The sequence below is a fragment of the Micropepsis pineolensis genome, from assembly GCF_055392125.1.
Genome location: NZ_AP042408.1, coordinates 926914 through 948629 on the forward strand (window position 1 = coordinate 926914; position 21716 = coordinate 948629).

Annotated in this window: 21 protein-coding genes; 15 read left to right on the forward strand and 6 right to left on the reverse strand. The window is 58.9% G+C overall.

Going from position 1 to position 21716, the window contains the following annotated elements; genetic code table 11:
• Positions 1–6: 6 nt before the first annotated feature.
• Positions 7–1173: an ADP-forming succinate--CoA ligase subunit beta gene (gene sucC, locus ACZ5RI_RS04195; RefSeq protein ID WP_464514853.1), complete on the reverse strand. Its 1167-nt coding sequence runs from the start codon at positions 1171–1173 to the stop codon at positions 7–9.
• 304 nt (positions 1174–1477) lie between these two features.
• Between sucC and ACZ5RI_RS04200 the strand changes: the two genes are divergently transcribed.
• Complete coding sequence (locus tag ACZ5RI_RS04200; protein WP_464514854.1) at positions 1478–2203, forward strand: rhomboid family intramembrane serine protease; 726 nt, start codon at positions 1478–1480, stop codon at positions 2201–2203.
• A gap of 12 nt (positions 2204–2215) precedes the next feature.
• Here ACZ5RI_RS04200 and ACZ5RI_RS04205 read toward each other — a convergent pair whose 3' ends face one another.
• Both ACZ5RI_RS04205 and ACZ5RI_RS04210 read right to left on the reverse strand, forming a co-directional pair.
• Complete coding sequence (locus tag ACZ5RI_RS04205; RefSeq protein ID WP_464514855.1) at positions 2216–2566, reverse strand: hypothetical protein; 351 nt, start codon at positions 2564–2566, stop codon at positions 2216–2218.
• A gap of 76 nt (positions 2567–2642) precedes the next feature.
• Positions 2643–3284, reverse strand: coding sequence for a hypothetical protein (locus tag ACZ5RI_RS04210; protein WP_464514856.1), 642 nt, complete (start codon positions 3282–3284; stop codon positions 2643–2645).
• A 223-nt stretch (positions 3285–3507) separates the two neighbouring features.
• On the opposite strand from ACZ5RI_RS04210, the gene ACZ5RI_RS04215 reads away from it, so the two are divergent.
• Positions 3508–4125 carry a PilZ domain-containing protein gene (locus tag ACZ5RI_RS04215; protein WP_464514857.1) on the forward strand — a complete coding sequence of 206 codons (618 nt, stop codon included), beginning with the start codon at positions 3508–3510 and terminating at the stop codon, positions 4123–4125.
• 143 nt (positions 4126–4268) lie between these two features.
• Positions 4269–5282 (forward strand): cupin domain-containing protein, encoded by a 1014-nt coding sequence (locus tag ACZ5RI_RS04220; RefSeq protein ID WP_464514858.1) that lies wholly within the window; start codon positions 4269–4271, stop codon positions 5280–5282.
• Between the two features lie 23 nt (positions 5283–5305).
• Here the strand turns inward: ACZ5RI_RS04220 and ACZ5RI_RS04225 are convergent, their stop codons facing one another.
• Positions 5306–6016 (reverse strand): DUF4908 domain-containing protein, encoded by a 711-nt coding sequence (locus ACZ5RI_RS04225; RefSeq protein WP_464514859.1) that lies wholly within the window; start codon positions 6014–6016, stop codon positions 5306–5308.
• A 508-nt stretch (positions 6017–6524) separates the two neighbouring features.
• On the opposite strand from ACZ5RI_RS04225, the gene acnA reads away from it, so the two are divergent.
• The 7 genes from acnA to ACZ5RI_RS04260 all read left to right on the forward strand — a co-directional run bounded on the left by acnA (position 6525) and on the right by ACZ5RI_RS04260 (position 17553).
• Positions 6525–9218: an aconitate hydratase AcnA gene (gene acnA / locus ACZ5RI_RS04230; protein ID WP_464514860.1), complete on the forward strand. Its 2694-nt coding sequence runs from the start codon at positions 6525–6527 to the stop codon at positions 9216–9218.
• Positions 9219–9370: 152 nt separating this feature from the next.
• Complete coding sequence (locus ACZ5RI_RS04235) at positions 9371–11245, forward strand: DUF3857 domain-containing protein (protein ID WP_464514861.1); 1875 nt, start codon at positions 9371–9373, stop codon at positions 11243–11245.
• Between the two features lie 7 nt (positions 11246–11252).
• Positions 11253–11978 carry an energy transducer TonB gene (locus tag ACZ5RI_RS04240; RefSeq protein ID WP_464514862.1) on the forward strand — a complete coding sequence of 242 codons (726 nt, stop codon included), beginning with the start codon at positions 11253–11255 and terminating at the stop codon, positions 11976–11978.
• A gap of 227 nt (positions 11979–12205) precedes the next feature.
• Positions 12206–14107 carry a DUF3857 domain-containing transglutaminase family protein gene (locus tag ACZ5RI_RS04245; RefSeq protein ID WP_464514863.1) on the forward strand — a complete coding sequence of 634 codons (1902 nt, stop codon included), beginning with the start codon at positions 12206–12208 and terminating at the stop codon, positions 14105–14107.
• A 67-nt stretch (positions 14108–14174) separates the two neighbouring features.
• A complete protein-coding gene (locus ACZ5RI_RS04250) occupies positions 14175–14969 on the forward strand; it encodes a DUF1223 domain-containing protein (RefSeq protein ID WP_464514864.1) in 795 nt (264 codons plus the stop codon).
• 5 nt (positions 14970–14974) lie between these two features.
• Complete coding sequence (locus tag ACZ5RI_RS04255; RefSeq protein ID WP_464514865.1) at positions 14975–15652, forward strand: hypothetical protein; 678 nt, start codon at positions 14975–14977, stop codon at positions 15650–15652.
• Between the two features lie 227 nt (positions 15653–15879).
• Entirely contained in the window at positions 15880–17553 is a 1674-nt protein-coding gene (locus ACZ5RI_RS04260; protein WP_464514866.1) for a putative bifunctional diguanylate cyclase/phosphodiesterase, read from the forward strand.
• Positions 17554–17616: 63 nt separating this feature from the next.
• Here the strand turns inward: ACZ5RI_RS04260 and phaR are convergent, their stop codons facing one another.
• On the reverse strand, positions 17617–18252 hold the full coding sequence (phaR, locus tag ACZ5RI_RS04265) for a polyhydroxyalkanoate synthesis repressor PhaR (RefSeq protein WP_464514868.1): 636 nt from the start codon (positions 18250–18252) through the stop codon (positions 17617–17619).
• Between the two features lie 319 nt (positions 18253–18571).
• Between phaR and ccmA the strand changes: the two genes are divergently transcribed.
• The 5 genes from ccmA (at position 18572) to ACZ5RI_RS04290 (ending at position 21093) form a co-directional block, all read left to right on the forward strand.
• The gene (ccmA, locus tag ACZ5RI_RS04270) at positions 18572–19201 is read left to right on the forward strand and encodes a heme ABC exporter ATP-binding protein CcmA (protein WP_464514869.1); all 630 of its coding nucleotides are present in this window, start codon (positions 18572–18574) and stop codon (positions 19199–19201) included.
• Positions 19168–19860, forward strand: coding sequence for a heme exporter protein CcmB (ccmB, locus tag ACZ5RI_RS04275; protein WP_464514870.1), 693 nt, complete (start codon positions 19168–19170; stop codon positions 19858–19860). Before ccmA ends, ccmB begins: the two co-directional genes overlap by 34 nt.
• A gap of 99 nt (positions 19861–19959) precedes the next feature.
• Entirely contained in the window at positions 19960–20664 is a 705-nt protein-coding gene (gene ccmC, locus ACZ5RI_RS04280; RefSeq protein ID WP_464514871.1) for a heme ABC transporter permease CcmC, read from the forward strand.
• A gap of 3 nt (positions 20665–20667) precedes the next feature.
• Positions 20668–20820 (forward strand): heme exporter protein CcmD, encoded by a 153-nt coding sequence (gene ccmD / locus ACZ5RI_RS04285; RefSeq protein WP_464514872.1) that lies wholly within the window; start codon positions 20668–20670, stop codon positions 20818–20820.
• A 12-nt stretch (positions 20821–20832) separates the two neighbouring features.
• Positions 20833–21093 (forward strand): hypothetical protein, encoded by a 261-nt coding sequence (locus tag ACZ5RI_RS04290; RefSeq protein ID WP_464514873.1) that lies wholly within the window; start codon positions 20833–20835, stop codon positions 21091–21093.
• Positions 21094–21184: 91 nt separating this feature from the next.
• Here the strand turns inward: ACZ5RI_RS04290 and ACZ5RI_RS04295 are convergent, their stop codons facing one another.
• Entirely contained in the window at positions 21185–21682 is a 498-nt protein-coding gene (locus ACZ5RI_RS04295) for a MarR family winged helix-turn-helix transcriptional regulator (protein WP_464514874.1), read from the reverse strand.
• Positions 21683–21716: the final 34 nt, after the last annotated feature.

Genomic DNA, 21716 nt, shown 5'->3' on the forward strand with positions numbered 1-21716 from the left:
CTTCCTTCAGCCGTGGGCGGCGGGGCCAACCGCCGCAACGATTTTACGGGCCGCATCGGCCAGATCATCGGCGGCAATCAGCGACAGGCCGGATGCGGCCAGCGTTGCCTTGCCTTTATCGACATTGGTTCCCGCCAGACGCACTACGACAGGCACCTGAAGCTGGATTTCCCTAGCCGCGGCGATAACACCTTCGGCAATGATATCGCATTTCATGATCCCGCCGAAAATGTTGACCAGAATGCCTTTGACCTGATGGTCGGCCAGGATCAGGCGGAAGGCCTTGGTCACCTGTTCGCGGGTGGCCCCGCCGCCGACATCGAGAAAATTGGCAGGTTCCCCGCCATAATGCTTGATGATGTCCATCGTCGCCATGGCAAGGCCGGCACCATTGACCATGCAGCCGATATTGCCGTGTAACTTGATGTAGGACAGTCCGGCGGCGGCAGCTTCGGTTTCGGTGGGTTCTTCTTCGGTCGGATCGCGTAATGCCTGCACTTCGGGGTGGCGGAATAGCGCGTTGTCGTCGAAGGAGATCTTGGCATCGAGCAGGAACAATTCGCCATCCTTGCTCTGGACCAGCGGGTTGATCTCAAGCAGGCTCATATCCTTGGCGATGAAGGCATCGTACAGCCGCTCGACCAGTGTCATGCCCTGATGGGCGGCATAATTTTTCAAACCCAGCACGGCGATGATCTTGCGCCCGATATGCGGGCTGTAGCCGATGGCCGGATCAATCGAGAAGCTGCGTATCCGGCCATGGCCCTGCTTCTCAATATCCATGCCGCCGTCGGGCGAAACCAGAAAGGTGATGCGTGCCGTGCCGCTGTCAATCAGCAATGACAAATACAATTCGCGTTCGATGTCGGTGGTCTGCTCGATATAGACCTGATGCACGATCCGCCCTTCGGCCCCGGTCTGTGCGGTGACAAGTGGCTTGCCGATCATGCGGGCGGTCAGGGTGCCGACCTCGTCGATGGTGCGGGCGATTTTGACCCCGCCCCCTTTGCCGCGGCCACCGGCATGGATCTGGGCTTTGACCACCCAGGCATGACCGCCAAGCTTGCGGGCGGCGGTCATCGCCGCGTCAGCGCTGCTGGCGATTTCGCCGGGAAGAAGGGGAACACCGTATTCGCGTAAAAGTGCTTTGGCTTGATATTCGTGAATATTCATCGCCGGTCCCTTTCCACGCGCGAGTGTGCGGTGCTGACGTAAAAATCACAATATGTGATTTTGAAACAAACCTGATAACAGTCTGTAAACTTTAATCGCGTGGCTGCGGTGTTCCGTGAAAAAAATGATCCGCCTGATTTTGATACAGCTTTGTTTCGGCCCCGCTGGAATTGGGCTTGGGCAATGGCGTGGGCTGCTTCATTATGGCCGTCATCATGTGTCCGTATCTGAGGCCAAACATCGGCCATAATGACCGCGCATAGAGCCGACTGGCAGGAAACCTTATTTCTTAAGCGACAGAGCCATGAATTCGCGCCCAGATGAACATCCGGCCGACGAACCCGCCCCCGAACAAACGGTGGCCCGCGTGGTTCCTCTGTGCACCGGGGCGATCCTCATCGCCTGTGTGTTGGTCTATGTCTGGGAAGAGCGCATTGGTCTGAATATGAGCCAGGCCTTCGATGCTTATGGCTTTATTCCCAAAAGTCTGATGTCGCCCCAGTATGTGCCGCCGGAAGACGCCCATCTGTCGGCCCCGGCCACTGTCATTACCGCCATGTTTCTGCATGGCAGTGTCTGGCACCTGGTTGGCAACATGCTCTATCTGTGGGTTTTCGGCAAAAGCATCGAAGCCGCGATGGGGCACGCCCGCTTTGTGCTGTTCTATCTCGTCTCTGGGGTGGTGGCGGCGATGACCATGGCCTTCATGGACCCCGCGTCGGGCATTCCCATGGTCGGTGCGTCGGGGGCCATTTCCGGTTTGCTCGGGGCCTATCTGCTGCTGCATCCCCGGCGGCAGATCGAAATCTATGTGCCGATCGGCATCATTCTTTATCCGGTGCGGATCGGGGCAATCTGGGTGGCGGGTGCCTGGTTCGCCATGCAGCTCTTAAGCGCTGCGACCATCACCCCCGACAGTCCCGGTGTGACCTGGTGGGCCCATATCGGCGGCTTTCTGGCTGGCATGGCGCTGACGCCGTTCCTGAAATCATCCAGACTGACGCTGCTGGACAGGGGCAAAACGCACTAATCGGCAGGCAGATTATTCGCCGGTCAGGGTGGTCTTGTCGGTGCGCTGCATGCTACCGACCGGGTTATCGACCGGGTCGTTGTTGAGCACGGTATGTTCGAGCAACATGCGGCGCTGGCGATCCTGCTGCTGGCGGATGTCGTATTTCTCGATCAGGGCGCGGTAATCGTCAAATTTCTGCAAATCGTCGGTCAGCCGCTGGGCGCAACGCTCGAACGGTAGGCGCATTTCTTCGGTGCACCACAGATCAAAATCCATCCGTTTGACCGGATAGATGCCCTGTGCGGTGGCAAGACCGGTGATAACCGACAGCGCCATCACACCAACAAGGCTGGCGACAATGCGGGGGGCAATTTGCTTCATCCTGGGGTATCCTTGGCGTTAAAGGGCTTTAAAACCGGCTTCCCCCCGAAAGCCGGTTCATTCTAACAGCAAAGTGTTACTGAGCCCCATCCCCACCATTTTGCTTACGGGCGGCTTCACGGGCCGCCTTGGCGTCGTCAGCGGCCTTTTCGGCGGCGGCTACGGCGGCCGAGGTTTCGCTTTCAAGCTGCGGCAATGTCTTGTCGAGCGAGGCGCGGCAACGGTCGGCGGCAGCCTTTTGCGCTGGTACCGCAGCGTTCAGCATCCAGCAATCATAATCGGTCTGGGTGCGGGCTGCATCGCGCGGGAAGGCGTCACGGCCGTATTCCAGGGCGCGCAGCATCCGGTCGCGAATCTCGTGCGAGGCCGGATCGGTTGCCGGTTCCGGGTCGATAAACTCGTCCTTGGAGGCCATCACGGCCTTGCTGGCAAAACCGTTGGCCAGATCCGCAATCGGCTTTTCAGTTTTGTTCAGCGACCAGGCTGCGTCGTAATCGAACACCTTGTGGGCGGCGGCACCGACATCACCGAAGGAATGTGCCAGAAAGGAATAGTTTTGATAGAGCGCCATGTTAAAGGCCGAACCCTGCGGTTTGACATAGTTCAAATCGTCCAGCGGGGTTGCGTTAAGGCAGCCGCCCAAGGCCAGGCTGGCGCCTAAAAGCAGGGCTAAAATGCCGGCGCGCCGGGGGGAGCAAAACTGTCTGGCTTGGGTCATCCACATTCTCCGAGAAAATTTGTCAACAATGTTCGGCGCGCCTAACGCACCCCCTCTATACCGGTTTGCCTGCGCAAGGTTAAGTGTCAGTTTGGGCGGATAAAATTTCTGAAAATACCGGCTTCGTGTAAACTCGGCTTTAGGACCGGTTCGGTGAAGCTGGTCGGATGTGCATTCTGGCATAGGATAGTGCACGAGAATCAAGGTGTTGGGGGGAGCCGCGATGGCTGACACGCAGGAGGTGATTACCAGAATTCAAGCCGATCAGCGGCGGTTCCGCCGGGTGCGGATCGAGCAGCTGGGCAAATTGTTTTTGCCCACCTTATCGCAGGAGATCACCTGCACGGTGGTCGAGATGTCGCCCGGTGATGCCTGGGTTCAGGTCGGTTTTGCCCTCAGTCAGAATGAGAAGATTGTGCTCTATGCTGATGGTCTTGGCCGTTTTGAAGGGGTGATTGCCCGCGTCGATGGTGGGGATTTGTCGCTGCGCTTCACCAGCTCACCGCAGAAACGTGAACGTACCGCCGAACAGCTGACCTTGTTCATCAACAAGGGGGTGGTGGACGATACCACCCTGCGTCGCCACGAACGCATTGCCGTGGCCGGTATTGTGCGGCTGGTACGCAGCGATGGCCAGCTCACCCCGTGCGAGGCAACCGATTTATCCGTCAGTGGCCTGTCGCTCAAAACCGATTTGCGCCCGCCAGTCGGGGAATTTTTGCTGGTCGGCCCGCTGGCGGCGCGGGTGGCCCGCCATCATGGGGCGGGTATCGGCCTTGAATTTGTCGGTCTGGTTTTCTCCTCGTCTGAGGATGCCAAGGCCAAACTGGGGCTGGGATAAGCGGTTAATTCCATGCGCTATGGGGTGGCCCGATTATGGCAAGATCGGCTCTGACCTTCGACAGCCGAATCGGTTAGGTAGCGCTGCCCGTTTGTGGCCATAAGGGCTTATGTGATTCGGGCGGGTAGGCTTTAAGGTGTTATATGACGATTTCTCCTGAAAATACCGTAGGGCGGGGCGCCACGGCGGTGGTTTTTGATGTCGAGTTTACCGCCTGGGAAGGCTCTATGGCGGCGCGCTGGCTACGCCCCGGTGAATTCAAGGAAATTGTCCAGATCGGTGCGGTGCGGGTGGATGCCGGGTTTATGCCGCTGGAGCGCTTCGATCTTCTGGTGCGGCCGCGGGTGAATCCGGTGTTGTCGACCTACCTTGAAGAGGTGATCGGTATCACCAACGCCGACATCACCGCCCATGGCGTACCGTTTGCCGAAGCCTATCGGCAGTTTACGACCTTTTGTGGCGGGCTGCCGCTGCTGGCTTATGGCCGCGATGATCTGGTGCTGGCACAGAATATCCGCCTCAACGACATCGATGCGAACTTGCCGCCTTACACCAATATCATTGGCTGGGCCCTTGATCAGGGTATTGATGTGCGAAAAGGCCATGGCTGCGATGTTGGCCCAAAGGCCGGGGTGGCGTTTCAGGGCCATCCGCATAACGCACTCGACGATGCGGTGTCGCTGGCGGCGGGGATTGCCGCCGTGATGGCCACGGGGGCGCCATCGCCGCTCGCCCCCAAGCCGCAACACGATCCCGATGCCGACTATATCCTCGATCTGCTCGAGCTGATGCCGCATCCCGAAGGCGGGGCGTTTCGCGAAACCTTCCGCGATGAACCGGGGGCCGATAACCGAGCGCGGTCAACGGCGATCTATTTTCTGCTGCGCGCGGGCGAGGTTTCCCGTCGTCACCGTATTGATGCTGCCGAGGTCTGGCACCATTACGATGGTGCCCCGGTCGAGCTGGTCATCGAGCGTGACACAGGTTCAGAGACCGTCATTCTGGGCAGCGATCTGGCGGCCGGTCAGCGCCCGCAACAGGTCGTGCCCGCTGGCGTCTGGCAAAGCGCCAGATGCCTGGGTGGCTACAGCCTGGTCGGCTGCACGGTGGCCCCGGGGTTCGAGTTCTCGCGTTTTGAGATTGTTGATCGCCCGTAAGAGTGCCGTAAGGGTGACGGAGGTCAGTTCGAAACCGGTGCCTGTAACAGCTTGCCCATGGCAAAGGCGATGGCGCGTGACGAGGCCCGGCCCATAAAAGCCTGTTGCGGATTGAAGGTCACAATCAGCGTGCGTCCGGAAAGCTGGATGGTCGGTTTGTGGCTGGGCTGAAGACGTACCACCGAAACCCGCTGGGCAAAGGCTGCCCGCGCCGCCGGGTTGGCGGCGAGCCGGATGATACCGCGGGCGGTATTTTCCAGCGTATCGTAGACAAGGCTGCGCCAGTTGGCATCGCCGGCATAGGCATTCCAGTCTGCGTTAAACGAAATGCGCACCCCGCTGACATAGGCGATGTGCGAGGCTTCATCGTCTGCCGCGCCCATCAGCTGGGCAAAGGTGACATTCGGTGGTGCGATGCCTTGCGCGTCGCCGGTGCGCATGGCGGGCAGGCCGTCGGGCTTGTTGTCGGTATAGAGGGTCATGGCCCCCCAGCCGGCGACCTGAATGGCGGTCGCCCCGGAATCATAGCGCAGCACCCGCCCGCCCAGCGGGCCGTAATCGGCATACAGCACATAGGTTTCGGGATCGCCCGCTACCCGCATCAGATATTCGCCGTGATAGCGCGCCAGCTGGAAATGCACAGAATCACCGGCGACAAAATCGCCTGACGAGATCGTGCCAAAATGCTGCTGCGACAGCCGGTCGTTCATTTCGGCATATGCCGGCGCAGCCAAGCCTCCGTAGAGGCTGGCACAGCAAAAGCTGGCGCACAGCAATAGGACGAACCTGCGTCTTAGCATTATAGCGAAATCTCTCACTGCAGCGGTTTGACACCACTGCTGTTTCCCACCCTGCTGGCCTCTTGGGGGGCCTCCCATTTTCGGTCATTCCATCCGGCTTAACGGCAAATGACAAGCTGGAAAAGGAATCAGGCATTTTTATGCTCATTTGTGTGGCGGCCGAGCCTTATTGCTGTGTGGCTATGTCTAAGCAGCTGTTTGGAAAATAGCCGCCATGGCTAACGGCTGGTCGCGCCGCCTTGGGGGGCGGGCCGTGGGTGCGCGCTGCGGGCAGGGTGTCAGGGTGATGTCAGGCACCACCGCTTGCGCCAGAATCGGCAGCATGCCGTAGCAGGTCTTTAAGAGAAATGCCGGAAAGTTGGCGGAAATGGGGCTTTGCCTTGGCAGACGCCTTGAATTTGCGCTACATCTGGCAACGAATTTTATTTAGGGCAGGGGCGCTATGGCCAGTCTCGACAGCTACAAAACCCGGCGGACGATGACCGTCGCAGGCAAATCCTATGTCTATTACAGCTTGGCAGCCGCCGAGAAGAACGGGCTTGCCGGGGTATCACGGCTACCTTTCTCGCTTAAAGTTCTGCTCGAAAATCTGCTGCGCAATGAAGACGGGGTTTCCGTCACCGCCGCCGACATCAAGGCGGTGGTTTCCTGGGCGCGTAAGCGGACGTCCAATCACGAGATCGCCTTTCGTCCCGCCCGTGTGCTGATGCAGGATTTCACCGGCGTGCCGGCCGTGGTCGATCTGGCCGCGATGCGCGATGCCATGAAGGTGCTGGGTGGCAAGGCGCAGAAGATCAATCCGCTGATCGATGTCGATCTGGTGATTGACCATTCGGTGATGATCGACCAATTCGGCACCAAATCGGCGCTGAAACAGAATGTCGCCATCGAATATATCCGCAACAAGGAACGCTATGCCTTCCTGCGCTGGGGCCAGCAGGCTTTCAAGGGCTTCCGCGTTGTGCCCCCCGGCACCGGCATCTGCCATCAGGTCAATCTGGAATATCTGTCGCAGGTGGTCTGGACCCGCAAGGAAAAGGACAAAAAGGGCAATCCGGTCACGGTGGCCTATCCCGATACGCTGGTTGGCACCGACAGCCACACCGTGATGGTGGGCGGGCTTTCGGTGCTGGGCTGGGGTGTCGGCGGCATCGAGGCCGAGGCCGCCATGCTGGGCCAGCCGATTTCCATGCTGATCCCCGAAGTGGTCGGCTTCAAGCTGAGCGGGGCGTTGCAGCCCGGGGTGACCGCCACAGATCTGGTGCTGACGGTAACGCAGATTTTGCGCAAATTCGGCGTAGTCGGCAAATTCGTTGAATATTTCGGTGCCGGTCTGGATGCCCTGTCGCTGGAAGATCGCGCCACCATCGCCAATATGGCGCCGGAATATGGCGCGACCTGTGGCTTCTTCCCGGTCGATGCCGAAACCATTGCCTATTTGAAAAAGACTGCGCGCAAGAATGACCGCATTGCGCTGGTCGAAAAATACGCCAAGGCACAAGGGTTGTTCCGCAAGAAGTCCGATCCTGAGCCCAAATTCACCGCTGTGCTGGAGCTGGATCTGTCGACGGTCGAACCGTCGATCGCGGGGCCAGCCCGCCCGCAGGACCGGGTGGCGCTGCCTTTCGTGGCCGATGCTTTTGAAGGCGCGCTGACCAACCTCTATAAAAAGGGTGACGAAGCCGACAAGCGTGTGCCGCTCGAGGGCATGAAAGAAACCCTCGGCCATGGCGATGTGGTGATTGCCGCCATTACCTCCTGCACCAACACCTCGAATCCGTCGGTGATGATCGGCGCTGGTTTGATGGCGAAAAAGGCCGTTGAACGCGGCCTCAAGGTGCGGCCATGGGTGAAGACCTCGCTCGCCCCTGGCAGTCAGGTGGTGACCGAGTATCTCGCCGCTTCGGGACTGGACAGCTATCTCGACAAGCTGGGCTTTAATCTGGCCGGTTATGGCTGCACCACCTGCATCGGCAATTCAGGTCCGCTGCCGGATGCGGTGGCCAAGGCGATTTCAGAAAATGATCTGGCGGTCTGTTCGGTGCTGTCGGGCAACCGCAATTTTGAAGGTCGCGTCCATGCGCAGGTGCGGGCCAATTATCTGGCCTCGCCGCTCTTGGTGGTGGCTTATGCCCTGGCCGGTACGGTCAATGTCGACCTCACCACCGATCCGATCGGTCATGATCGCAAGGGCTATCCGGTCTATATGAAGGATATCTGGCCCAGCCCGCAGGAAATTGCGGCGGTGGTGGGCAAATGCGTCACCGCCAAGGCCTATAAGGCGCGTTACAAGGATGTGTTCAGCGGCGATGCGCTGTGGCGTAAGGTCAAAACCACGGCGGGGGAGACCTATGCCTGGGATGCGGCCTCGACCTATGTCAAGCATCCGCCCTATTTCGAAGGCATGGGCAAGAAGCCGGTGCCGGTGACCGACATTGTCGGGGCGCGGGTGCTGGCGCTGTTTGGCGATTCCATCACCACCGATCACATCTCGCCCGCTGGCGCGATCAAGGTGTCGTCCCCTGCCGGTGTCTATCTCAAGGATAAGGGGATCGAGCCCAAGGATTTCAACTCCTATGGTTCGCGCCGTGGCAATCACGAGATCATGGTGCGGGGCACCTTCGCCAATATCCGCATCAGGAACGAGATGATGGGCGGCAAGGAAGGTGGCAACACCATTCACTATCCTTCGGGCGATGCGCTGCCGATCTATGACGCGGCGATGCGCTATGAAGCCTCTGGCGTGCCGGTGGTGGTGGTTGGCGGCAAGGAATATGGCTGCGGTTCGTCGCGCGACTGGGCCGGCAAGGGGCCCAAGCTGCTCGGCGTGCGGGCGGTGATTGCCGAAAGTTTCGAACGTATTCACCGTTCCAATCTGGTCGGGATGGGCGTGGCGCCGCTGACCTTTACCCCCGGCAAGGGCCGCAGCGACTATAAGCTGACCGGGGCCGAGGTGATCGACATTCCGCTCACCGGTAAGCTGAAACCCCGCATGACGGTGACCGCCACCATCCATTATGCCGATGGCAAAAAGGCCGCGCTGCCGCTGACGCTGCGCATCGATACCGCCGACGAAATGGCCTATTTCCAGAATGGCGGCATTCTACCCTATGTGTTGCGCAATCTGGTGGGCTAAGATATTTCCATTTTTCTTACGGTGATGCACGCCGCGATCCTTATCGGGGCGCGGCGTTTTATTTTCTCTTTTGTGTATCGTATATCTTTACCTGTGCGGCCTTTCTGCCACTATACCCGTATGGCGTGTTACAGTGTTTCGGGGGGCTGGGGATGCGGTGGATTTTTGCGTGGCTGTGTGTTGGCATGGCCGCTTGGGCAGGGGGCGCCGCCCCCTATGAGATTGTCTCTAATCATACGGATATCGAGGTGTTGGCGGACGGCCGCTACACTGAGACGCGCGAAATTCGCTACCGCATCCTGACACAGGACGGCATCAGCAAAATGCATGCGCAGGGAATTTCCTTCACCGAGGGATTTCAGCGCCTGACAGTGAGTGCCGCCTATACTCAGAAAGCTGACGGGCGGCGGATCGATGTCCCCACGCAAAACATACTCAAAGGTCTAGGACAGGCCTCGCAGGAAGGGTTTCAGGATCATCGTCTGATGACGGTTTACTTCCCCAACCTTGAGGTGGGTGACTGTATTGTGCTGTCGACGCTCAAATGGCAAGACAGGCCCTGGTTTGAGGGGGTGTTTGATTTCGCTGCTGTCTTTGACCGATCTGTGGCGCAGAAGGACATCGTTTATTCGATCACGGCACCGGAAAGTATGTCTCTGACTATAGACGATGGCGGCATGACGGCGGGGGCGGTGCTGCGCGGCGCGGGCAAGCTGCGGCGGGAGTGGCGCTATAGTAACGACAGTCCCCTGCTGGTCGAGGATGATGCTGTCGCTCCGACAGATTTCTCCTCGCATCTCTTCGTCAGCAGTTTTGGCGGCTACAAGGCGCTGGCGGCGGCGTATCGTACACGCTCTGCCGACCAAAGTGTACCGAACGCCGAAATAAGGACATTGGCTGATACTCTGACCAAAGGTATTCAGAACAAGCGCGAGCAGGCGCGGATTTTGTACGACTGGGTGTCAACCCATATTGCCTATGTCGGTATTGTGCTGGCGGATGGTGGATACACGCCGCATCCGTCAGTGAGTGTCCTGGCCAATCTGTATGGTGATTGCAAAGACCATGTTGCTTTGCTGGAAGCCTTGCTGGCCGCCAAACATATCGCATCGAGCCCCGTGCTGATCCGTGGTGGCGCGCCAGGCTATCTTGCCTCGCCGGTTGCATCGTCGCAACATTTTGACCATGTCATTACATATCTGCCTGAATTTGATCTGTACGCCGATTCAACAGCCGAATTTTCCCCTTTCGGAACTTTGCCAGACAGTGATGCCGGCAAAACAGCGCTGCGCATTGATACCGGTATATTAGCACGCACTCCGGTCAATCGGTCGCAAAGCTCGACGCTTATGCTGGACGGTATGGCGGCAATCGATAGCACGGGTACGCTGACCAGCCACAGCCGCATGGTGGCAACGGGTAGTCTTGGTATGCAGTTGCGCGCGGCGATGCAGTCGATCCCCTCGACCAAGGAAGACGATATTCTGCGGTTTTATTTTGGTCCGGGGGCCACCGGCTCCATTGAGCGGGGGACCCCACGAAATTTGACTGATCCCTATGAAACTAGCACAATGCTGAAAGTTCCCAATTTTCTATCTTGGTCGGGGCCGACTGGTTTGCCGAGCAGATTTGCTTTTTTGCCGCTCAGTATGCTCGACGTGCTGACCGGCGGCTTGCCGCCAAGCCGCAGCACCGATTATGTCTGCCCCTCTGGCCGTATCCGCGAAAGGGTCACACTCTCGCTGCCGCCACAGGGACGTTTTGTTTCCATTCCGGAGACACAGACTGTGACGGCACCGGATATCACGCTCTTCCTAGCGTATCGAAAGATTGACACCCAAACCGTGGAACGCGACATAGACCTGAAGATAGATCATGGCGAGGCATTTTGTACCAAGGCCTATTACACGGCGCTGCAGCCGGAGCTGGCCAGAATGGTACAGACGCTACGCCGTCAGATCATCGTTCAGGCTGATGGCGGCCCGCTGGCCAATTTCGCTGTGGCCAACAAGGAAAATAAGAAATGAAGCAGACTTGGCATTTGGCCGTTCTGATGGCGTTTTTTTTGCTTCGGGCGTGCTGGCATCGGCTGCGGAGTTGTCGAGTTGTGGTGGGGCCGGGTTTGTGCCTGCCCGCGCAGCCAATGCGCATGTTGCTGGCGATTATCCACCGTTATCTCTGGTCCTGCACGAGGAGGGCACAACGGTACTCGCGTTTGTTATCGACGAAACTGGAGCGGTGACGGAGCCTAGCGTCGCTGTCAGTAGTGGTTCTTTACGTCTTGATGCCGCCGCTCTGGAATCCGTAATGCAAAACTGGCACTACGTGCCCGCCATGAGGGACGGCAAGCCGCTACGCTGTCCGTGGAAGGCCCAGGTGGTATGGGATATTTCCAATAGCAATGCAGACGCCTCACTCGACATGTTGCGCAAGTTTGTCACCGTGATTGAGGCTAAGCCGTCCGATTTTCCGATCGGGGCATGGGATCGCGGCGAGCATGGCGATGCAGGCTTCCGCGTGATGCATATGATCGGACAAAGCGAGCCCGGGATCGAGATGGTGAAACCCTCAGGGTTTGTCGATCTCGACACGGTGTCGCAGGTTATGGTCCGCCAGAAAGTCAAGACGGTGCAGTGCACGCTCAATGGCGCAGAGGCGGCTTGCCAAATGCTTGTCGTGGTGGCCTGGAGACATCCGCCTGCGGTTACGCCGCCACCCGTTTCCCCGGTATCGCCACAGTCCACAGCGCCTAAGCCGTAAGACGGGTTTAGACCAGATTACATATTTGAAACACTCGCGGGTTGTTCTGTGTCGGGATGGGCGCTGTGGGTGTGATTGGTGTCGTGGTCCAAAATGTACGCATTTGAATGATGCGTGGCAGAAATGTCGGCGTGGCGAAAAATGTCAGCGTGCGTCCAGCAGAGTGATGGAATCTTTCCTTCTTGCGCTCTATATCCGCGCGCTTACAGGCAAACGGTATCGATGCGATGCGCATAGGAAAGACGCTGTTGTGGTTGCTGACGGCCACGGCGGTGTCGATGGCAGTAGGGCTGTCGGACACGGCCTTTGCAGCCGAAACCCCACCCTATGAAGTGGTAAAGGATCACGTCGACATCATTTTGGCGGCGGACGGCACCTTTGTTGAAACCCGCGAAGAGATTTACCGGCCTTTGAACGCGGCGGGCGTCAAGCTTTTGCAGCAGCGCCAGCTCACCTATACCCGCGGATATGAAAAGCTCGACATACTCTCGGCGGTGACGCGCCGGGCGGCTCGTGATGGTGTGGTTGCCAATGACCCATCGGCAAAGGATCAGGCTGCCAGCATCAACTTAAGCTATGGCCAGGGCACGCTGCGCAGCTTCTTCGGCAATGATGTAATCACGCTGGTCTATCCCAATTTGGCGGTGGGCGATTGCGTGGTGCTGGTCAGCCGTCTGCAGCAAATTTCGCCGTGGTTTGTTGGTCATTTTGATCTTGGCCGGGTGTTTTCCCGTACGGTGGTGTCGCATGATGTGGTCTATCGGCTTGCGGCACCGGCGGCGATGGATCTGCACATCGACACGGTGGGCTTAGCCGGTGGTGCCGAGGTGACGGAGGGCGATGTCAAACATTGGCTTTGGCAGTTCGACAATTCCAGCCCGGTTCCGGTGCCAACCGACGCGGTGAGCGAGGCAGATTTTGCCCCCCACCTCAACATCAGCACGTTTACCAATTATGCCGGGGTGGCAGCGGCCTATCGTGCGCGTGCGGCAGGCAAGGCTACAGTCAGCCACGATATTGCCGCTTTGGCCACCAGTCTGACCCGTAATACCACCGACCGGCGTGAGCAGGCCCGGCTGCTTTATGACTGGGTTTCAACTCACATCACCTATATCGCGATCGAGCTGGGCGCCGGCGGCTTTACCCCACATTCGGCCGCCGATGTGCTGGAGAACCGTTTCGGCGACTGCAAGGATCATGTCGTGCTGCTCGAGGCATTACTGGCGGCCAAGGGGATCGAGTCATCCCCGGCGCTGATCAAAGCTGGCGAAAACAGCTATCGGCTGGCGGATGCTGCGTCACCGCATGCTTTTGACCATGTCATTACCTATGTGCCGGAATTTGATCTGTTTGCCGATGCTTCCGATGGCGACGCGCCTTTCGGTATTTTGCCGTATGCCGATATGGGTAAGCCGGTGTTGTTGGCCAGCACGGGGCAGGTGCTGCATACGCCGGTGCCCGCAGGGGATTCCGAGGTCCAGATCGACAGCACGGTTGTGATCGATGCCGCCGGTAATGCTACCGGCCATTCCGCCATCAGCGCCGCCGGGGCTTATGGCATCACGCTGCGCCACCTGGTTCGGGCGATGGATCATGATAAACAGACCGCCTGGATGCATCTGCTGGTTGGCCCCGAGGCTGAAGGCAAGATTACCGGCGGCGTGCTGTCGGAATTGCAGGATCCCTATAGCGTAACCGCTGAATACCGTTTGGCACAGGTGCTGCATTTTCCGGGGCCTGCGGATTTGCCAGTCAGTCTGTCGCTGCGGCCGATTTCGTTTGCCGATCTGGCTGGCCGGGGCCAGCCCAGCCGCCGCAGTAACGATTACGTTTGTCCCTCGCTCCGGGCGACCGAAAAGCTGACGCTTGTTTTGCCAGAAGGGGGCAGCTTTTCCTTATTGCCGACACGTGCCACTGTTGACGTGCCGGGCGTTCGTCTTCGGGTCGAATATAGCCAGCCCAATACATCGACCATGGTGCGTGAAACCGCGCTGGTGATTGACCATCCGGCAGCAAGCTGTACACCGGCCTATTATGCCCAGGTGCACGAAGAACAGCAGGATATGGTTGATATTCTGGCCCAGAAAATCCGCTATCGCGGGCCTGCTGTGGGGGCTGTTTCACCCTGACAATGGCATTATTCCAATCAAAACGAAGTGACTGGCGGCCTGTGCGACGCCGCCTTATGGTCGGGCTATGAAACGCGTCTTTTCAGCCATGGCCGTATCGGCATTTCTGATCGCGGGCGGGGCCTGGGCTGGCCCGGCCCGGCCGGTCGTGGTTGAATTGTACACGAGCCAGAGTTGCGGTTCCTGCGTGTCGGCCGATCAGCTGCTGGCGCGTCTGACCAAGCGGCACGACGTGGTCGCGCTGACTTTTGCGGTCAATTATTGGGACATTCTGGGCTGGAAAGACACCATGGCGTCTGACGCGGCGACGCGGCGCCAGAAGGCCTATGCCGCCGTGCTTGGCAAGGGGGGGGTCTATACCCCGCAGATGATTGTCGATGGCACGATTGATGTCGTCGGCAGCCGTCCGGACGATGCGTTTTCGGCCATTGGTGAAGAACTGGTGGCGGTTACCAAATGCGAAGACAAGCATTGCAACCGCAAGCATCCTCCGGTGGCGGGGGATGTGCCCAATGCGGTCGGCATTGATGCCATTCATATGGATGACGGCACCGTGCGCATTGCCCTTGCGGCGGTACCGGCGGGCACGCGCCATTTCGATGCCACGGTGTGGTTCTTTACCTTACGCCGTGCGGTGACGGTCAAAATTGGCGGTGGTGAAAATCAGGGTAAGACGCTGAGCTATCACAATGTGGTGCAGGATATTAAAGCCGCTGGCAAGTGGAACGGCGCGGCTGCGGGCTACACGGTTTCCTATGAGGGGCTTAAGGCTTCCCCGCAGGACGATGTCGCTATCGTGGTGCAACAGGGTGGTTTTGGTCGGGTGATCGGGGCACGATTGCTCGAACCTGCGCATAAATGATGGCGATGAACAGCCAGATTCTTGCCGCCTGCGTGTTGGCTTTAGCCGGGGCGGCGACGCTGGTACTGGCCGCGGGCACCCGCATTGCGGTGCGATTTTATCTGCATCTGGCGGCGGTGCTGTCCGTTGCGCTGGCGCTGGCGGCGCTTTTGTCGATTGCGCCACGGGCGGTCGCCTGGATCGTGTTCCCGGTTATGAGTTTGGCGCTGGCTTTGGCTGCCAAGGCGGGGTTTCGCTATGCGGTCCGCCCCGGTCTTGCCGCCGCTCTGCTGCTTTTTTTCGCCGTGGCCGGAATTTGGGCAGCCTTTGGCGGACCGGTATGGGTTGCCGTTCTGCCGGCGCTGGCGGCGGTGTTTGGCATGCTTGCAATCGCCCGACGGGGCCTGTTGGCGGGCCGTGGGGCGAGCATTTTGCTGGCCGCCGGTGCTGGCGCGCTGGCCGCCGCCTTGTTGGCGGTGACCGCTGAAACCCTGACGGCGGGGCCATATTGGCTGGCCCCCGGGGCTGTGGGGCCCGAGATTTGGGCAAACGCCGCTTTGGGTGAGTCTGTCGGCACAACGCTGATGGCCCCGATTCTTTTTGGTGCCGCGGGGCTGTTGGGCTGCGCGCTGGCGGTGGCGCGGATCTGCGATACCTTGGTTCTGATGCCCCCCAAGCCGGCGCGCCGGGGGGGACGACGCTGAGGGTTGGTGATGGTTTCTTGATGATACTGCGTAAATTTGTTTGTTGTGTACTTTGTAATGTTGTTTTTCGTTACAAAGTTTCAGCCAGAGTCGCTACTGTCTCGTGATTGCTGATTTCCGCGTGTAGAGAAGAACCGTTCATTTCTTTGGCGCATTGTACAAAAGGTTTTGGCTGGGCCGGCCTGGGGTAATTTGCAGTGAAAGACCCGTTGCAGCAGAGCAAAATTATGGGTGATGCCAGACTTCCGACCATTGCCGAGGAAATTGAGACTTTAAAAGTGGCTTTGGCCGCGGCTAAAGCCGCGATTTTTGACTGGTCGCTCGATAGTGATCAGATCCATTGGTCTGGCTCAGTCGATATTCTGCCCAGTCAGTTCGGCGGTGTCGTGGAAACACGGGGTGTCGATTTTCTCGATGCTGTGCTGCCAGCCAGCCGGGCGCGGTTGTCGGGTTTGCTTGAGGCCCATATGGCTGCCGGCTTGCCGCTGCAGACCGAAATCGAGATGGGCTCGGCGATGGGATCGCTGTGGTATGCGCTGTCAGCGGTTCGTATACCGGGCCTCGGCGGCCTCGGCGGGCGTATCACCGGTATGCTGCGCGAAATTACCGAACAAAAACGTCAGTTTCAGCGCCTTGACTATCTGGCGGCGCGGGACGAGCTGACCGGGCTGCTGAACCGCACCTCGCTGCGGGCCGAATTGAGCGAGACCATTGAGGCCGCGCAGAACGGCAACCGGCATTGCGCCTTCATGGTGGTGGCCATCGACTGGCTTGGCATGATCAATGATACCTATGGTTTCGATGCTGCCGACGAGGTCATTGTCGAGGTTAGTCAGCGTTTGCTGCATACCTTGCGTTCGGGCGATGTCATCGGCCGTATGGCTGGCAACAAAATTGGCATTATTCTGAGAAGCTGCGGGGATTTCGAAGTTCCGGTGGTGGCTGATCGCTTACGCAGTGTGGTGCGCGGCAGCCTGATCGAAACCCATAAGGGCACCGTATCGATCACCTGTTCGGTGGGTGCGGTCTGGCTGCCGGGTGGGGCTGCCAATAGCCAGGAAGCCATGCTGAGCGCCGAAGAAGCGCTCGACCGGGCGCGCGATCATGGCCGCGACAGCTATCATCTTTATCGGCCCTCGCCGCAGCGTGACAGTAGTCGCCGCCGCATGATGAGCATGGCCGACGAATTACTGGCGGCGCTGAAAGAGCAGCGGCTGGTGTTTGCCTATCAGCCGATTGTCGATGCCCATAGCCGCGACGTGCTGGAATATGAGTGTTTGCTGCGGATGATCCGCGAGGATGGCACAGTGGTTGCTGCCGGCGAGTTCATTTCGGTGGCCGAACAGCTTGGGCTGGTGCGGCTGATCGACTGGCATGCGCTGGAGATGGTGATCGAGCAGTTGGAGAATTCTTCCAACATCTGCCTCAGCGTCAATGTTTCCGGCACGACGTCGGGCGATACCGCGTGGCTGCAGTCGTTCGTCAATTATGTCAACCTGCATTCCTCGGTCGCCAAACGGCTGGTGGTCGAGCTGACCGAAACCGCCGTGCTGAACGAGTTTGAGGAGAATGCCCGCTTTGTCTCGCAACTGCGCGAACTGGGCTGCCGCGTTGCCATCGACGATTTTGGTGCCGGCTATACTTCGTTCCGTAATCTGCAGAAGATGAAAGTCGATTTCGTCAAGATTGACGGCACCTATATTGCCGGGCTGGTGACCACGCCACAAAATCAGGTTTTTGTCCGCACGCTGGTTGATCTGGCCAAAAGCTTTGATTTGAAAATCGTCGCCGAATGGGTCAGCAGCGAGGCCGAGGCCAAGATGCTGGAAGCGTTCGGGGTCGATTGTTTCCAGGGCTTCTATCTGGGCGAACCGATTCTTGATCCCCAATGGCAGCATTGATCGCGAAACGCTGCGGTGCGTTTTTCGTGTCTGGCTGTGTGGCGTTGATTCCGCCCCGTGGGGTCAGACGGAATCTTTGCTGGTCTGATTGCTGCCCTGTGCCAACAGCGCGGCCATCTGCTTGCGCATCTGCTCAATCTCGTTTTTGAGATTGCCGATTTCCTCAGCCGAGCGGGCCGATTGCTCACGGATAACCATCGGGGTGGTCTGCTTGGCCTGATGGCCAGCACCGCCCTGAAAGGTTTCGGCAGGCTGTAACAGATCAACCGCGCGTTCGATCATCTCGCGGCTTTGGCGGGTTTCAACCTCCAGCGCTTCATAGCTGCCGCCAAGGGCTTCAGCCAGATGATCGCGCATGGAATCGCGGTTACGGGCAAAATTATCGATCGCCAGATCCAGATAACCGGGCACGAACAGCTGCATGCTGTCGCCATAAAAACGGATAATCTGGCGCAGAAAGCGGATCGACAAGAGGTTTTGCCCCTTGGTTTCCTCTTCAAAGATGATCTGTAAGAGAACCGAACGGGTAATATCTTCGTTGGTCCGGGCGTCGTGAACCTCGAACGCGGTACCCTGCTTGACCATTTCGCTTAAGTGATCAAGCGTCACGTAGCTGGAGGTATTAGTGTCGTAAAGCCGCCGGTTTGCGTACTTCTTGATAACGACTGAATAACCGGCCCTTGGTGTATGTTCCGCCACGCTTTTATCCGTCGGGTTGCCAGCGCGCCGTCCCAAAATGGCTTGAAAGAAAAGCCAGACTTCAGGGCGAAGCGTTAAATCTGTTACCTACGATGAAGGCGGGTGTTTTCCCCACTGCAACTGCAAATCGGGTTGCATTTGTCCTTCATCCACTACATCAACATGAGCACTTCTGCCTTGTCCAGCTTTTTTGTGCAGGTGCAGCACGCAGATCAGGCTGAAGCTGCTTATTTTTTGGCCAAGCCTTGAAAGTAATAAGCATTTTAGTTTTTTGCAAAACTGCGGCATTCTGGTGCGGGTGCAGCATAGGGAGTGGGCCGTGGCGATAGAATTGGATGTATCGGGGCTGTCCTGTCGCCGTGGCGGTCGTCTTCTGTTTGCGAATCTGTCGGTTAAGCTGGCGGCAGGGCAGGCTTTGGCCCTGCAAGGGGCCAATGGCGTGGGCAAAACCTCGCTGCTACGCCAGATGGCAGGGTTTCTGCCCTCGGATGGGGCCATTTGTCTGCATGTCGATGGCCAAGCCATTCGCGATGACGAACAGCGCGGCAAATTTATTGGCTGGCTTGGCACCCAGGAGGCAATCAAACCCAGCCAAACGGTGCAGAACCATTTGGCATTTTTCGCCCGTCTGCAGGGTGCCGCGGTGAGCAGCAATACACCCAGAGCGTTTGGTGCCGCGCTACTCGAGCGTTTCGGGCTGCAGGGCGACTGGCTTTGCGGGCGTTTGTCGGCGGGGCAGCGGCGTCGTCTCGGGCTGGCCCGGCTTGTCCTGCTGGCCCGGCCCCTGTGGCTGATGGACGAGCCGCTGGCCTTGCTCGACGCGGCGGGGCAGGCGCTGGCGCAGACCCTGATGGCCGGGCATTTGGCAACTGGCGGCATGGTGATCGCGGCGGGGCATGAGCCGCTGGAGATTCCGTGCCTGCGGTTGCCGTTGGTGGCGGCAGCATGAACGGCTTCGCCCTTCTGGTCCGGCATGAAATCCGGCTCAATTGGGCGGCCGCCGGGCCATGGCTGGCGGTAGGATTCTTTTTATCGGCGGCGGCCCTGATGCCACTGGGCATTGGTTCGGATGTCCGGCTGTTGTCGCGCATTGCTGCCGGGGCATTGTGGGTGCTGGCGGCATTGTCGGCGTTACTTTCGCTCGATCGTTTGTTTGCTGCCGATGCCGAAGATGGCACGCTGGATTTGCTCGCCTTATCGCCCCTGTCGCTCGAGGAGATCGGGGCGGCCAAGATTCTCGCGCACTGGTTATCGACCGGGGTGCCGCTGGTGGTGGTGGCGGCGTTGCCAGCCTTGTTGTTCGATCTGCCCATGCCGGCGACGAAAGTCTTATTGCTGTCCCTGCTGCCGGGGACTTTGGCCATCAGCGCCTTGGGGGCGATTGGTGCGGCGCTGACACTGGCCACCCGTCGTGGTGGCTTGTTGCTACCTCTGATTGTTTTGCCGCTGATGGCGCCAGTGGTGATTTTTGGCGCGGGGGCGGTGCTGGCCGTGCAATCCGGGCTGGATAGTGGGGCATTGTATTTTCTGGCGGCGACCTCGCTACTCGCGGTACTGCTGGCCCCCTTCGCGGTGGGGGCTGGGCTGCGGCTGCATCTGGCGCAATAAACCCAGTAAAAACAGGGCCTGAAAATGTGGCCAGAAAATATGCCCCGGGCTGATCTCTGACGTTCCGTTTACCGATGATTTGCTCTAATTTGCCGCGCCATGGAGTACTCTCATTCGCGTTTTCTCGTCTGGAGCGGACGGCTGCAGCCCATTGTCGGCATCGCGGCGCTGGTCGTGCTGGCCTATGCCTTGTCGCTGGCGTTTGCTGTGCCGCCCGATGCCCGCCAGGGCATGGCGGTGCGGATCCTGTTCGTACATGTGCCCGCCGCCTGGACGGCGATGCTGAGCTTTATCGCGCTGGCGCTCTGCTCTGTCGGGGTGCTGATCGGGCGCGGTCAGCTGGCCGATATTGCGGCCGAGGTGCTGGCACCGCTGGGGGCGCTGTTCACCGCGCTGGGGCTGATCACCGGTTCGCTATGGGGGCGGCCGATGTGGGGCACCTGGTGGGTATGGGACGGGCGGCTGACTTCGTTTTTGCTGCTGTTGCTGATCTATCTTGGGCTGATGGCCTTGCGTGGTGCGCTGGGTGAAACGGAACCCGCTCGTGCCGCCAAACCCTGTGCGGTGCTGGCGATTGTCGGGGCGGTTGATCTGCCGGTGATCTTCTTTTCGGTGCAGTGGTGGACCACGCTGCATCAGGGCTCCAGCATCATCCGCAAGGGCGGGCCGACGATGGCGCCGGTCTTTCTGCATCCGTTTTTGCTGATGGCGCTGGGCTACACCCTGCTACTGGCATGGCTGGTTATCATACGTATGCGGACAGTTTATCTTTCACGCTACCATACCGCGCAGACCGAGGTTTAGACGATGACCGGTGCCGCACTGAGCCATGCGTACGATGGATATATCTGGGCCGCTTACGGCATCAGTGCGGTGGCGCTGGTCCTGTGCGCGGGTCTGTCCTGGTGGTTGTACCGCAGGACATTTCGCCGGATTCAGACTTTGGCAATAAAGTCCTGACATAACGGACCCATGTCGATCAGTACCAGTAATCTTCTTGTCACATCGCAGATGCCGAGCCCGACGTCCGGGCTTGGGCAAAGTGCCAGCCGTGCGTCACAGTCCAGCAGCACCACGGCGAGTGATTCGAGCCAGTCCACGCAGGCAGAGAGTAAGGATTTTCAGCCCCTTGACTTCCCGCAAGCGGCCTCGCCTGAAGTGTCGGCCCTACGCAAGGCCGCGATGAGTGGCAGGACGATTGCCCCCGGTTCCGTGGTCAATATTCTGGTCTGATGGCTGCGCCGCGTCGGGTGCGCTGCGGCAGATATGGAAAAAGCCCTGCCATAAAAGACAGGGCTTACCATTGCGGGAAATCTATAAAATCTTAGCGACGACGCTTGGTCTTGGGCTTTGGCTTCGGATCGGCCGCATAGGCTTCACCAGCCGCAGCAATCAAACCCAGCGCCTTGATGAAGCGGCTGCGTTCTGACGTCGGCAGTGCTTCGAGCAGCGCCTTCTCCGCCCGGTCGGCGGCCTGACGGGTCGAACGCAAGGCCTTGCGCCCTGTGGTGGTCAACGCGATGGCGTTCGCACGAGCATCGGCTTCGGTCCGTTCGCGGGACAGAAGGCCACGTTCCAGCATGCGGCGAACCATCTCCGCCAAAGTGGAACGGTCAATGCCGGTGATTTCGACGAGCGCCGTCTGGCTGGCACCTTCATTGTTTTCGAGTGCCGACAATACGGTGAATTGCTGTTTGGTAAGTTCGCTTGCACCACTCTCATGCGCATAAAGATCGCCATAAAACTGCTGGCAGCGCTTGATGAGATAGGATGGTGCCTCTGCGAGCTCGAACCCCCCGTTCGGCTTACGCTGACCCTTCATACGTCACCTCTGAATATCAAAAGCTTGAACCATC